Origin of the sequence: Steroidobacter agaridevorans, from assembly GCF_009932555.1 — a bacterium.
GTDB classification, from domain to species: Bacteria; Pseudomonadota; Gammaproteobacteria; order Steroidobacterales; family Steroidobacteraceae; genus Steroidobacter; species Steroidobacter agaridevorans.
This window is the reverse complement of record NZ_BLJO01000012.1, coordinates 125,785-139,708: the sequence shown is the minus strand read 5'-3', so window position 1 is coordinate 139,708 and position 13,924 is coordinate 125,785. Positions and strand designations below refer to the sequence as shown.

The 13,924-nt window shown below is 62.6% G+C and carries 11 protein-coding genes; 4 read left to right on the top strand and 7 right to left on the bottom strand.

What is annotated here, in order from left to right; translation table 11 throughout:
- Nucleotides 1–7 precede the first annotated feature (7 nt).
- Nucleotides 8–499, bottom strand: coding sequence for a chemotaxis protein CheD (locus GYH35_RS32980; protein ID WP_161815390.1), 492 nt, complete (start codon nucleotides 497–499; stop codon nucleotides 8–10).
- Nucleotides 500–861: 362 nt separating this feature from the next.
- On the opposite strand from GYH35_RS32980, the gene GYH35_RS32975 reads away from it, so the two are divergent.
- Complete coding sequence (locus GYH35_RS32975; RefSeq protein WP_161815391.1) at nucleotides 862–3,051, top strand: sensor histidine kinase; 2,190 nt, start codon at nucleotides 862–864, stop codon at nucleotides 3,049–3,051.
- On the opposite strand, the gene GYH35_RS35295 is transcribed toward GYH35_RS32975, so the two are convergent.
- Complete coding sequence (locus tag GYH35_RS35295) at nucleotides 3,048–4,769, bottom strand: methyl-accepting chemotaxis protein (protein ID WP_161815392.1); 1,722 nt, start codon at nucleotides 4,767–4,769, stop codon at nucleotides 3,048–3,050. The two genes, GYH35_RS32975 and GYH35_RS35295, sit on opposite strands and share 4 nt — an antisense overlap.
- A gap of 342 nt (nucleotides 4,770–5,111) precedes the next feature.
- Here GYH35_RS35295 and GYH35_RS32965 point away from each other — a divergent pair, with 342 nt between their 5' ends.
- Entirely contained in the window at nucleotides 5,112–5,330 is a 219-nt protein-coding gene (locus GYH35_RS32965; RefSeq protein WP_161815393.1) for a DUF3562 domain-containing protein, read from the top strand.
- A 180-nt stretch (nucleotides 5,331–5,510) separates the two neighbouring features.
- Nucleotides 5,511–6,791: a glycerophosphodiester phosphodiesterase family protein gene (locus tag GYH35_RS32960; RefSeq protein ID WP_161830589.1), complete on the top strand. Its 1,281-nt coding sequence runs from the start codon at nucleotides 5,511–5,513 to the stop codon at nucleotides 6,789–6,791.
- Nucleotides 6,792–6,838: 47 nt separating this feature from the next.
- Here the strand turns inward: GYH35_RS32960 and GYH35_RS32955 are convergent, their stop codons facing one another.
- The 3 genes from GYH35_RS32955 to GYH35_RS32945 all read right to left on the bottom strand — a co-directional run bounded on the left by GYH35_RS32955 (nucleotide 6,839) and on the right by GYH35_RS32945 (nucleotide 11,748).
- Nucleotides 6,839–8,146 carry a reverse transcriptase family protein gene (locus GYH35_RS32955; RefSeq protein ID WP_161830588.1) on the bottom strand — a complete coding sequence of 436 codons (1,308 nt, stop codon included), beginning with the start codon at nucleotides 8,144–8,146 and terminating at the stop codon, nucleotides 6,839–6,841.
- 229 nt (nucleotides 8,147–8,375) lie between these two features.
- Nucleotides 8,376–9,872, bottom strand: coding sequence for an SWIM zinc finger family protein (locus GYH35_RS32950; protein ID WP_161830587.1), 1,497 nt, complete (start codon nucleotides 9,870–9,872; stop codon nucleotides 8,376–8,378).
- Nucleotides 9,873–9,879: 7 nt separating this feature from the next.
- The gene (locus GYH35_RS32945) at nucleotides 9,880–11,748 is read right to left on the bottom strand and encodes a gliding motility protein (protein WP_161830586.1); all 1,869 of its coding nucleotides are present in this window, start codon (nucleotides 11,746–11,748) and stop codon (nucleotides 9,880–9,882) included.
- A gap of 195 nt (nucleotides 11,749–11,943) precedes the next feature.
- Between GYH35_RS32945 and GYH35_RS32940 the strand changes: the two genes are divergently transcribed.
- Nucleotides 11,944–12,867 (top strand): S1/P1 nuclease, encoded by a 924-nt coding sequence (locus GYH35_RS32940; RefSeq protein WP_161830585.1) that lies wholly within the window; start codon nucleotides 11,944–11,946, stop codon nucleotides 12,865–12,867.
- 5 nt (nucleotides 12,868–12,872) lie between these two features.
- Here the strand turns inward: GYH35_RS32940 and GYH35_RS32935 are convergent, their stop codons facing one another.
- Nucleotides 12,873–13,028, bottom strand: coding sequence for a hypothetical protein (locus GYH35_RS32935; protein WP_161830584.1), 156 nt, complete (start codon nucleotides 13,026–13,028; stop codon nucleotides 12,873–12,875).
- 14 nt (nucleotides 13,029–13,042) lie between these two features.
- A complete protein-coding gene (locus GYH35_RS32930) occupies nucleotides 13,043–13,906 on the bottom strand; it encodes a VOC family protein (RefSeq protein ID WP_161815400.1) in 864 nt (287 codons plus the stop codon).
- Between the last annotated feature and the right edge of the window lie 18 nt (nucleotides 13,907–13,924).

Here is a 13,924-nt window from a genome sequence, read left to right as displayed (position 1 = left end):
CGAAAGCTCACGTTGCCAGGGCCAGGCCGCGCCGGATCCAAACGTCGCCGCTCCACAATTCGAACACCAGCACGCGGCTGCCAGAGCCGCCGGTATTCTCGGCCGAGATGGAAAAGCCATGCCTGGCGAGCAAGGTTCGGCCCGCCGAGACGTTCCGGCCCGACACTTCACGAAGCTCGCTGCTGTCGGCGAACATACAACCGCCACCGAACAACTTGACGATATAGTCCCGGGGCCGCGTGCCGGCGTGGCGGATCTCACCAAGAAACATCTGCATGACCTCGTCGGCGTAGTTGCCCTCGGCTGCCGAGGAAGCCGTCCCGCCTGCGCCACGCTGAGGCAGCATGTAGTGACACATACCGCCGATCTTCAGCCGCGGATGCCACATGGTGATGGACACGCACGAGCCCAGCAGCGTGCGGATCTTGGTCCGCCCGCCACCGAAATAGAACTGACCGATTTTCAGTACGACCTCGGACATCGAGGACGTATGCAACATGGGGCTCACGCCATTAGCATGGCGAGGCCGCCTGTCCGCAGCCACTAGACATTCCCACATCAGGCAACCGCCGATGTATCCAATGCTGCGCGAGCACAGGCAGCCACTGCACAAATCAGCAAAAACTCCGCTGCGCGGGCGGCCGCCGATTGTTCCTTAGGACGCTTGCGCAGCAGGTGAAACATCATCACCCTGGCCCTTACGCGGAGGTGCGTATAGATGCGGACTCCGCGTAGTGCGGGCGCTCTTTAGACTGATCGCACAATCCAGGGTGCAGCGAAGCCGAACCGGACCCAGGCGCGCGACGAGGAGATCCCCTGAACAACAAACATAACGTTTCCTCACCTACTCCGGCCGCCGTGATGGCAGCACCACCCGGCCCGCCGCTGGCCTTGATAGCGCTTGCTCGCACGATCGCAATCCTGTGCGTCGCGGTCGGCGGCACCGCACTGATCGGCTGGTGGCTGTCTCAGCCGATATTCCAAATTCTGGTGCCCGGGCTGGGCACGCTCAAACCGAATACCGCGCTTTGTTTCGTACTTGGCGGGATATCTCTTGCCGGTCTGGCCGCGCACGAGCATCCGCATGTTGGAATGTTGAGCCGCCTGTTGATCCGTATTCAGCCAGTGGCCGCCGCTTTGTTACTGCTGGTCGCCAGTATGACGCTGCTCAGCTATGTGCTGCGCTTTCCGGTCGGCATAGACCGGTTGCTGGTACCGCATGATCCCCCGAATCATATTGTGTTGTTTCCCTGGCGCATGTCGCCGATCTCCGCGATCAGTTTCAGCCTGTTCGCCATCGCGATGCTGCCCTGGCCCGCCCGGTTGACGCGCCTGTGGCTGGCAATGGAGCTGACGGTGCTGCTCGTCATGGTGGGCTCGCTCATCATGGTGCTCGGCTATGCCTATCAGGCGGCGTCGCTGTATTCACTGCCGGGCTTCTCGGTCGTGGCCTTGCATACAGCCCTCGGTTTGTTGCTGCTCAGTTTGGCCGTGCTCACGGTTCATCCGCGGTTCGTGCTGGCTGGCCAGGTCATTGCGTCGGATCGGGCAGGCGCGGAACTGCGCCGCTTGCTGCCGGCAGCGATTCTGCTGCCTGTCATCGTCGGTTGGCTGCTGCTGCAAGGTCAGCAGGGCGGTATTTATGACGGCGAGATCGGGCTCGCGATGTTCACGGCGCTCAACATGCTGGGTTTCTCGCTGCTGGTATGGTGGAACTCACAAATCGTCCGGCGCAGCGATCACGCGCTGCTCGCGCATCTGCGCCGGGTCGAGGCCGTCGCCGAGCTGGATCGCGCCATCCTCGGCATGCGCTCCACTCGCGAGATTGCCGGGAAGGCGCTCGATCATCTGCGACGGATCATTCCGTGCGCGGGCGCCAGCCTGATCGTGTTCGATCGGAATTCCAGCGCGCACCGGCTGCTGGCCGCGGGCACTTGCGGTTCCACGAATTTCATCCCGCGCGTGCATTCGGTCGCAAGCTACGAAGAAGCGCTGCGCGATGTCGGCACTGAACAGACCATCCGGCTGGACGATCTACGCACCTTGGAGTGCAAGGCCGAGCTGTTCGCCGAACTGCGTCAGGCCGGCGTCGTTTCCTATGTCGGACTGCCGCTGCGGGGCGAACAACATCTGCTCGGGATGCTGGAACTGATCGATGGCCACGCGCAGTGGTTCAGCGACGAGCACGTGCAGGCGGCACACAGCATCGCCGACCAGCTCGCGATTGCGCTTCAACAAGCCTTGCTCCGCGAAGATATCGAGCGACACACGGCATCGCTGGAGCGGCGGGTGGAGGAACGCACACGGGAGCTGCAAGCGATGAATCAGCAGCTGACTTTCGCCAATCGCGATCTGGAAGAGTTCACCGCGTCGGCCGCGCACGATTTGCGAGCGCCGTTGAATGCGATGTCGGGCCACTGCGGCATGCTGCGCGATGCGATCGAGCGGCAGCCCGACGAAGAAGCCAGCCATCGCATGGAGCGCATCGAAGCGTCGGTGCGACGCATGAACGATGTCATCGACGGCATGCTGGGCCTCGCGCAGCTGACCAAGATCGAACTCGCGCGCAAGCCTATCGATCTGAACGCAGTCGCGGCCGAGGTGATCCAGGAATTACAGCTGCAATACCCCGGTCACCGCGTGCGTGTCGATATCGATTGCGGTCCGCCGATATGCGCCGACCCGCGTTTGATGCGCAGTCTGCTGGTCAATCTCCTGGGCAACGCGTGGAAATATACGACGCGCACCGCCGAGCCCTCGGTGACTCTGGCGCGCAAGGAAGACAAGTGCGGCCCGGCATTCGTGGTCCGGGACAACGGCGTGGGCTTCGACATGAACTTCGCCCAACATTTGTTCGAGCCGTTCCGACGCATGCACACGACGTCCGAGTTCCCCGGCGTCGGCATCGGGCTCGCCACCGCTGCACGCATCGTGCAGCGTTACGGCGGAAGGATTTGGGCCAACAGCGTGATCGGCCAAGGCGCGTCGTTCTATTTCACGCTGCCGCAGTCGGCAGCGACCAAGAACGACGCGCGAGTGACCGCCGATTAGAACTCGTGCCAATCGCCGCCGCTGGCCTTGGCCACCGGCGCAGCAGCAGCGCGAGCACGCGGTACTGCCTTCGCAATCGGCTTACGCGAAGGCTTGTTGATCGATTTGACGACTGCAACCGGACGTGGCGCAACCACCGGCGCCGGCACCTGCGATGTGACATTCTCGGCGGTACGGAACTGGCCGACCTGCGCCACCAGGCCCTGGCCTTGCTGTTCGAGCGACTTGCTGGCCGCCGACGCCTCTTCGACCAACGCCGCGTTCTGCTGCGTCATCGAGTCCATCTGCGTGATGGCGTTGTTCACTTGATCGATGCCCTGCGCCTGCTCCTCGCTGGCAGCGGCAATCTCGGCGACGATGTCACTGACGCGCTTCACCGATTCCATGATGTCGGTGAGCGTGCGCCCCGATTCGTCGACCAGCTCCGAGCCGGTACGCACTTTGTCGACCGAGTCGTTGATCAGATCTTTGATCTCCTTGGCGGCGCTGGCGCTGCGCTGAGCGAGGCTGCGCACTTCGGAGGCGACGACCGCGAAACCCCGGCCCTGCTCGCCCGCGCGCGCCGCTTCGACGGCTGCATTCAACGCCAGCAGATTTGTCTGGAACGCGATTTCATCGATCACACCGATGATGTCGGCGATCTTACGGCTGGAGTTGTTGATCTCGTCCATCGCGCCGACGGCCCGCTGCACGACCTGCCCGCCTTTCTCGGCATGCGCCCGCGCATTGATCGAAAGCTGATTGGCCTGACGCGCATTGTCGGCGTTCTGTTTCACCGTCGCCGTCATCTGTTCCATGCTCGACGCGGTTTCTTCCAGCGCAGCCGCCTGCTCCTGCGTGCGCTGATTGAGATCGTCATTGCCGCGCGCGATCTGCAAAGCGCCGCTCGACATGGACGCCGACAACGACTTGGTGGTCGAGATGATTCGATGCAGCTTATCGATGAATCCATTGAGCGAACGCGAGATCTCGCCGAACTCGGCGCTCATCGGGGGCAATTGATAAGTGAGATCGCCATCGCCGGCGCGCAAGTCTTCGGTAGCCCGCAACACCTGACGCAGCGGAGTGGCGATGCTGCGCGCGATGGCGATAGCGAGCCCGATCGACAGGATCACCGCGAGCGCGCCGCCGACCACCAGCACGGAATTGGAAAACGTTCGCGCCTCTTCAGCCACCGCGGCGCGTTCTTCCAGCAAGCTCTGCTGAATCTGCCTGATCTCCTCGATCATGACGCGCATGGCATCCATGCCTTTCTTGCCGCGAGCCTCGCGCTCGAGCGCAACGATATCCGCCATGGTCGCGTCGCCAGTGGTCACTTCGCGCCGCAGGCCGATCGCGGGCTCGATGGCATGCGCCAGCCAATCCTGTTGGGCAGCGCGCAGCGCCTCGAGCTTTTCCTTCACCCGCGGGTCCTGGGCCAGCGACTGGGCGCTCTCGAAATGATTGTCGAATTCCCGGCGCCCCTGATTCAACGGCTCCAGAAACGAGTCGACGCCGGCCAGCAGGAAGCCGCGCGCCCCGGTTTCCATATTGATGAGCGCGTCGCTCAAGCCATTGATCTGCTCGATCACGTCATAGGTGTGGATGTTGGTGCGCTGGGCTTCGGCCTGCTTGTTCTGACTCAGGGTCGCAACCCCGATCAGCGCGATCAGAATGGCGACGACGACCGAAAACGCCACGGTCAGCCGCGTGTTGATGCTGAATCTCGACAAGCCCACGACAACTCCAAAAGCAATGTGCGCAGTTCTGCGTAGCTAGTCTTATCGGTCGCGGGGGTCGGAGCTTGACGGGTCCTCGGGGGATTCGGGGATCGCCTGAGCGCGCGGTAAGCTTTACAGCCGAAACTTATTGCTTGACTTGCGCAATCGGCGCGTTCCGCGAATGTGACAGCTTGTCGGCAATGCGCCAGCAAGGCGGTGCAAGTGACTGACACCACAATAAAAGCCTATTCAGCCCTTGCACCAAAATGGCGCAGGGGCGGCGAAGTTAACGGTAACGGCGGGGAGTGCGGCTACCATGCGCTCCGCCGATGAACTCGCTTCTACATTCCTGGAGGGATCATGACCGTCTTGCGCAACACCGCAGGTGATCCGGCCAAACAGCAACAAGCCATCGAAGCTCTCGCCAAGGAGAGCGACACCCCGATCGAGCATGTGCGCGAGCTGTACGAAATCGAACACGCGCGCCTGAATTCGCAAGCCCGAGTCAAGACCTTCGTGTCGGTCATCGCGACCCGCCTGGTGCGCAACACGCTGCACGCGGAACGTACCAACAGCTGATCCCCCCACCCGGTTCCGTTCGGGACCGGCCGACACCCGGATTCGTTCGGTTGTCATCGAGCGATCATCGAATCGCAACCTGCATTGAACTTCGCCGGCGTATCTCTACGCCGGTTCGAGCGCCATTAAGTTAACCAACAATGCGCGCCGGACTCCCTATCTCACTCGCAGGAGAGTTCAATGCCACATCCTTTGCAGTTGGCCGCGCCCGCGGCTTTGCTGGCTGCGCTTTGTTCCTTTGCCTCGCTGGCCGGCGATTACGGCCGCGGCGACGATGGCTACGGCGATCGTCATGACGACAGAGGCTTCCCGGCGCGCACTTCCGTGCAGCTCGGCGATCGCCCGTTCTTCCTGATCGACGGACTCGACGACAGCCGTCTGAAAGACAAGCTGCAGAGCTGCAAAGCCGGACCGTTCTACAAGTCCAACTTCTCCATCGCGCATCGCGGTGCGCCGCTGCAGTTCCCGGAACACACCAAGGAATCGTATGAAGCCGGCGCGCGCCAGGGCGCGGGCGTAGTCGAATGCGATGTGACTTTCACCAAGGACGGCGAGCTGGTGTGCCGTCACGACGAGTGCGATCTGCACACCACCACCAACATCGTCGACACCGAATTGAACGCCTCTTGCACGGTGCCGTGGTCCGGCCCGGGCTCCAGCCCCAAGTGCTGCGCCAGTGATATCACTCTCGCCCAGTTCAAGACGCTGAAGGGCAAGATGGATGCATCCAACCCGAACGCGACCACCGCGAAGGGTTATCTCGGCGGCACCGCCTCGTTCCGCACCGATCTCTACAACAGCCGCGGCACCCTGCTCACGCTGCGTGAGAGCATCGCGCTGAACAAGAAGCTCGGCGTCAAGCACACGCCGGAACTGAAGGCGGGCAATCCGCAGCGCCTGCAGACCGTGTTCGGCGGCCAGGAAGGCTACGCGCAGGCGATGATCGACGAGTTCAAGGCCGCGGGTGTGCATCCGAGGGACGTGTATCCGCAGTCGTTCGATGTCCGCGACGTTCTGTACTGGATCAAGAACGAGCCGCGCTTCGGTCAGCAGGCGGTGTATCTCGATGACGTCGACCCGTCGTCGCCCAACTTCCCGCGCCTGACGCTCGAAGAGCTGAAGCAGCTCAAGAAACAGGGCGTGAAGATCATCGCTCCGCCGATCGGCGTGTTGCTGGCGGTGAACAGCAACGATGAGATCGTGCCGTCGCAGTACGCGCTCGACATCAAGAGCCTCGGCTTCGACATCATCACCTGGTCGTTCGAGCGTGCCGACCTGCGTAACGGCGGCGCCGGCGCGGGCTTCTACTACGCCTTCGATCCGACCGGTCGGGCGCTGAAGAAAGACAGCGACATGTACAAGGCGCTGGACGTGCTCGCCCGCAAGGTCGGCGTCATCGGCATCTTCTCCGACTGGCCGGCGACCGTGACCTACTACGCGAACTGCATGGGATTGAAGTAGTCCCTCGTTGAGAAACAGGCTGCCGGCGGCACTCGGGCCGCCGGCGGTCAGCCTGGAAAGCGAACGTTCTTTGCCAGCGCATCCGCCTGACGCGCATTCAGCATCGATACGAAAGCCAGCTTGCCACGCAGCTTGCGCCACAGCGTGGCATCGCCGCCCTCACGCTGAGCTCGATGCAACTCGGCCCGCAACAGACGGCGCCGACGCCGCGACAATCCTTTCTCTCGATTCACAGTCACGCTCGTCACCAGCTGCGCGCCACGCTGAGTCATGACGCGAGTCTTGGCGTCATTGAGCGCGAATCCCTCCGCATGCACGATGCGCTGACAGGTGCGAATCAGCTGGCGCGCCTTGCCTGCATCGTCACCGCTTAAGGTGAGATCGTCGGCGTAACGAGTGTACGTAAACCCGAGCTCTCGAGCGGCGCCGGCGAGGCGACGGTCCAATGCGATCGTCAGCGCGTTCGCGAGTCCCGGGCTGGTCGGCGCGCCTTGCACTGCATGTCGTCCGCCCACTGGTGTATGGAATATTTCATCCCCCACTTGCACCAGCTGACGCACAGCCTCGGTCATCAAAGTCGCAAGCGTCGCCGCGACGGGATAGCTGTAGCCGAGCGCGATCAGCAAACCTCGCACCCGTCCGACATGCAGCGAAGGGAAGAAATCTTTCAGGTCGAGCTTCACGACGACCTTGCGGCCCACATGCGCGCTGGCGTTAGAGGCAATCGACCGCCCCTTACGAAACCCATGTGCATACTCAGAAACCGGCAGCTTCGACACGAGCAATCGATCGAGGTCGCGCTGCAGCTTCTTCAGCTCACGCTTCGGCGCCATGATGATGCGCTCGCCGCCACTGCGCTTCGGAATCGCAAAGCTCACATAGTGCGAAACGCGCTCCTTCTCTCGATGGATGCTGTAGTAACGCATCCGAGCCACGTTGATGCCGAGCGCATTGGCGATATCTTCTTCCGAAGCCCAGCGCGGCAAGGCATAACGCCGCAACTGGTCGTCGTCGCCGCGCAAATCGCGCAACTTGCGGTTCTTCGTGCGCAGCGTGCCGGCGAACAGACGAGTCGCCTCGTCCATCGACATGACTTTTGGCTTCGGCTTCGGCGGCCAGGTGTGAGCCCGTGGCTTGGCCTTCGGCAACAGTCGAGCGTCACGGAGCGCGAGACGACGATGATGTTCCTTGAGCGGACCGCCGTCGACGGCGACGGTTTCGAGCACTTCCTCGTCCGCCGCGTCGTCATCGGCGTTCTCGAGTCGTGACAGATCGCGCGTGGCGCGTTTCGGCCAGAAGCGGACGAAGATCTGCCAGACCACATAAATCACGAACAGGAGCAGCAGGACTCTCATAGGACGCCCTTCCGGTTCATGACATCGACGTAAAAGGAATTGCCCGGCGGCAAGGCTACCTGCAAGGCCGTGGACTCATGGCTCCCCGCGTTACGTACGTGGGGACCGTGGCGAAGTAATGCGCTCAAGGCGCCGCCCTGGCGAAACACCAGGGACAGATGGCTAGCTGCAGGCCGCCGGGCGACGCGACTATCCGTGATCGCGGCGCGCATTGTCAATGTCCCAGGTCTCATTGCACCACCCGTTGTGACGCACTGGCCTGATACAAAGCCAGCATGTGCGCGCACGGACCGCGGTTCAGCACGTGCTCCTTGAAGAAGTCACAACCGCACTGACCGAAGATGATGCGCTCCTCGGCGTTGACGACGATGGTCGTTTGTTCCTTCGCGCAGTTGCCAGTGATGCGCCATTGCCGGAACACCAGTTCGCGCACGATCTTCTCGCCCGTATTCGGATCGCTGTACTTACGCACTTTGCGATCGTCCTCGGCAGTGACATCGATGTCGCTGACGCCATCCTTTATCAACTGAGCCGCCGCTTCGCGACGCGGATCCGGCGGATAGAACCGAGCGGCATCGATCGGTGGATCGAACAGCTCACGATAGCGCCAGCGCTGCGCCTCGAGGTCATACATGACTCGGCCCGCGTAGCTCAGCGAGGTGAGGGTCTTCGAAACATCCGCCAGCGGAATGCCGGCACGCTCAGCAACCTCGGCAGTGCTCAAATGAAAAGCCGGTGCGAGCACGCGAAGAACGGCGGATTCGTGAGTCGCATCCTGCGTCGGCGTGGTGAGATCGAAACCAGACGAGCCGCCAAAGCCGCCCTCGCCCGCGAAGCTGCTCAATCCCAGCAGGAACGTCATGCCCGGCAGCTTCACTGCATAGAAACTCGGCAACGCCCGGCCCTTGAGATAAACATCGACCCGATCGGCGAATGGCAACAACGGCTCGATCAAGCGTAACCGGCGGCGCCCCCAAGTGCGGATGACGCGCTTCTCCGTGTAACCATGCGTTGCGCCTTCGAGCGGCACGACGTGATCCCACGGCTCCAGCACCAGCTTCGCGCATTGGTCCGGCTCGAACTCATAACGCAGCGCCCGCGGACTGACCTTCGCCTTGTTGAAGCGCAAGAAACGAATCGCCGACAGCACATCGACGGCACGAGCAGACAAGCGCGTGCCTGGCAGCGCCATCGCACCCTGCACCTGCAGAAAGCCGCGCACCCAGGCATCGGGAATATCGACCTTGCTTTCAAACCGGCCGCCAGCCGAGGCCGTCGAGCCTTCGAAGCCTCCGGCACCGACGCGAAAGTGCGTGCGCCGGCTGGTGCGCATCTCGCCGAGCGCGCCCCACAGCCAGGCGGTGAAATCGATGTTGGTCGTGCCATAGCTCGGTGCCGCTTCCATACGGAACGAATCCGGCTCGACGATCAGCGCACAGTAGGCGCTCATGTCCTGACTGAACGCCTCGAACCACAGGCGGTCCGGATGCACGGTGATGACCGGATCCAGGATTCGCGATTCGTAGTCCGCCTGGCTCTCCCAAACATCTTCGGACCAGATCGCCTCGCCGAGCGCACGCAAGGCAATGCGCAAGTTGAAGCCGTTGCGCACGACTTCACCGTGAAAGCTCACCGGCCGCGTCTCGGAGGCCGAGATCGACAAATCCGCTCGATCCCGCGTGGAGATGAATGCGCTCGGACTGGCGTAGGTTATGGAAGCAAACATGCTGAGCTCACCCGGCGCGACGATAGATCACACGCTGTTCCCGCGGGCCGCCCAGCTCGGGATAGCGGGCCAGGATTTTCGCGATCAATCCGACCAGTTGTTCCTTGGGATACCGCCGGTCGGGAAGAGCAAACGCCGAGCGCGCCTTTTCCAGTACGCGACGCGCGCATTCCAGGTTGGTAGCGGCATTGACGAGAGCTCCGAAGGCCGCGAATCGAGTGCGTCGATGTAACGGACGCAGCAGCGTGCCAATCAATATATCCAGATTGTCGCGAGCCAGTTCCTGTGCGCGCTCATCTTTGCTGGCAAGCACTCGATAGGCGAGCTGCTGGTCATGCACCTCGCCCCCTTCGACCAGATCGCGCACGGCGGCGGGCGAACCGAGGAAACTCTTGACCGAGCGCTCGAACAACAAGCGGGCCAACCGGTTCTCGCGAACCAGACGGTTGTAGTCGAAGATCGAATACGCCGGCACCAGCGTCAGCACGTTGGCCGCGCGACGGGCGAAGTCCTCGTCCCCGAGTTTCAGCGCCACGAACTTCTCGGCAACCTGCTCGTTGATGTTGCTCTTGGTCTTTTTCGAGAAATAACTGCGCGTGACGTAGCGACTGGCGAGATAGTCGGCCAGCTCTTCATCGCCGCGGTCCCAGGCGCGCTCGAACAGCCGGTAGTAGTCATCGGACCAGGCCGGCGTCACATGCGACTTGAACGTCTGACGCAACATCGCCGGATAACGCTGGTAAATCTCCAGCGCGTTCGCTTCGTCGAGCTGCTGCACTCGGGCCAGTCCCCAGCCCAGACCGTTCCATTCGCTGGAAACACCGGACAGCATCGACAGACGACGGACGCGCTCGGCATCGGACACCGAGTTGTCCTTGAGCACTTCGCGGACCGCTTCGTTATATTGATTGGGGTTGCCGCAAGTCACGATCACCGCGGCCCAGACATCCTGCCACTGCTGTTTCTTCGCTAGCGCAACGATCTCCGCATAACCGTCGTTGCCCCGCCAACTGAAGATATGGCGCAAATGTTTGCGCACATAGGGCACCGCGTCCCGGCCGCGCAGCTCGAGCAGCTTGTGGAACTGCTTGCCCAACCCTTGCCAGGCGCCTTCGGGATGACGCTGCTCCAACGCCGCGACCAGCGCATTGGGATCGGGGATGTTCGCGCACAGCTCCATCGTGTCCCGCTGCCAGGTATCGAGCGCGATCTGCTGACGATAGAGCTTGAAATAGAAATCGTTGCGGCCGCGTTGCGTGGCCAGATCCGCAAGCCCGGACCACAAGCGGCGCTTCGCCTCATCGCCGAACCAGCGACGCGGCAAATGTTTGAGGATGAAGGGCTCGGCGAGCTCCGCATCGATGCGATACAACTCGAGCGCAGCTGGCTCGTCCAGCTCGGCGTGCGACTCGAACATCTGCAGCACTTGCGAACGCCGGGCCACCGAGGCGTCCTTGAAGCGCTGGAGCAGATCCTTGCGCCAGACTTCGGCGTTCAGTCCCCAGCCGACGGACTTGCGATGCTTCCACTCATACAGGCGGCGGAACAGCCGCACCTCGCCCCGCTCCTCCAGTTCGACCAGCCACGGATCGAGCGAGGCCGCGACGTCGCCGCTCCAGGCGATCGCGTCCCAACGATTGTTGTCCGGATCGCTGAAATGTTCGGCGAAATGCTGCTGGATGAAGGGCAGGAATACGGCGCGACTGCGCTTGTACAGCCGCGGCGCCCAATACCATGCGAGCGCCTGGAACCGGCGCGTGGCGGCCATGCCTTCGAGGCGATCGCGCAAGGCACGGTCGTTGGCGACATTCGCCAGATGCCAGTCGATCGATTCCCTGAGCTGCTTCGTCTCGGCAGCCTTGAGCCAGTCCGCCATGCGTATCCTCCCCGCCCGGTAGCGTAGCCGCTCCGGGCAGGGGAAGAAAAGCGTCGCCCGTCACAGGCTCGCGTAACGAGTCTTCTCGCTACTCGCCGCGAACCATTTCATGCAACACTGGTTCGAGCGCACGCCACCCCTCGGGGGGCGCTCGCTCTGGTATCGATGGCGGCCGTTCAATTTCATGGATTCGCAATGAAGCCATTCATCGCCCTGCTGCTGGCTGTCGCCCTTCCTTGTTCGACGGCGCTGGCCTGGTCCCGCCCGGGACATATGGTCAGCGCAGCGATTGCTTATGACGAGCTGAGTGCACAAGACCGGCGGATCGTCGAACGAGTGGTGGCGTTGGCCGAGAAACATCCGGATCGCGGCGCCTTCGAGGTGGCCATCGGCCGGGCCAAGGGCGAGGAACGCGGCCGTCGCATCTTTCTGGAACTGGCCCGCTGGCCGGACGACACCCGTGGCAGCATTCACGATCATCCCACCTGGCATTACTGGTCCCGGCCCATCGTCGACAAATCGTCGCCTCCCGCGAAGCTGCCGGAAGATGTGCCGGAGGGTGCGGCGTATGAAGCGTTCGCGCTGAATCTGAGCGTCGCGTCCGATCCGCGCGCTTCCGCGAGTGAGCGAGCGGTCGCGCTTGCGTGGATATTTCATCTGGTTGGCGACATTCATCAGCCACTGCACAGCGTCTCGCAAGTATCCAAACGTTTTCCGGAAGGCGATCGCGGCGGCAGCCTGCAGTTCGTGCTGGATCCCGTCGCCGCGGAGCCCGTGTCGTTGCATTGGTATTGGGACGACCGCGTCAGCCGCGACGGCGAGCCCGAGTTGGCCATGGAGCGCGGCGAAGATCTCATGCGTCGCGTGCCGCGCTCGCAGTTCAGGCTGCAACCGTTCAAAAGCGCGACGGAATTTTCGGAATGGGCCCGGGAAAGCTATCAGCTCGCCACCACGCTCGCGTACGGCCCCGACCTGCGCGCCAGCGACTCCGCCAAGACCGCGCCGGAGCAACCCAAACGCTATCTCGACGAATCCCTGCAAGTCGCCGAGCAGCGACTCACGCTGGCGGGCTATCGGCTCACCGAGGTGTTGCGCTGGGCGTTTCGCAACGAGCGCTGATCCGTTCAGCGCCAGCGACTCGTTCCGACACTCATATACCCGTGATTCCCGATCGGCACGCCGACGCTGACACCGACACCGACGTTGCCGCTGCAGCCACCGACCGACAGCATCGTCACGACGAGCGCACAAACAGAGATCTTTCGCACGAACTGGCGCATGGAAGGAATCCGCTTCACGTCGGAAACTTCTGCAGGACGAGGATCGCACCGGTCGGATCGGTAACGACCGCGATCGTGTTGTCGCGCAAGGTGGGTGACGGTGGGAGCACGACTCTGCCGCCGAGAGTCTGCACACGCTCAGCTGAAGCAGCGGGATCGTCAACAGCGAAAAAAGTCAGCCACACCGGCTCGGCCTCGCTGGAAGGGTTCTCGAACAGACCCGCACGCCGAGTACCCCGATGCGTAAGCCACGTGTATTCGCCCCCACGCCTCGCGGCCGTGAGCGGCTCGTAACCGACGACTGCCGCATAAAACTTGGCAGCCTGCTGCGGATTGTTCGCCAATAGCTCGGTCCACACGATGCGCCCCAGCGCGGGCGCAGTGCTCGTCTCATCAGGATCACCGATGCGGCTGCGAGCCAGACCGATGACAGCTCCTTCGGGATCGATGATTGCGGCGACACGCCCGAGATTCACCTTCGTTGGCGGCACAGCGACTCGACCGCCTTCCGATTTCGTGCGCTGGACCGCGGCGTCGACGTCATCGACCGAGACGTACGGGAGCCATCGAGACAGGGGCTTGCCGTCGGCGCGATCATCGACTTCGAGGATTCCGCCAACGTAGGCATTGCCCGCTCTGGCAAGCACATACTTGTGCCCATGACGGCTGCCGGCGTCGTCGTAAGTCCAACCGAACAAGCCGCTATAGAAGGCGCGTACCGCAGCGAGATCGTCCGTGATGAGGTCGTTCCACACGACCTTGCCGATCAGCGGGTCCTGCGAGAAAGACAGCCCCGACGTATCCAAGCGCGTTGTCGAGATGCACGCAGCCGCGAACGCACAGAGCGCGACTGCAAGAGTGGCTGGCCATGCACGCATAGATAGATGCCCTCACTG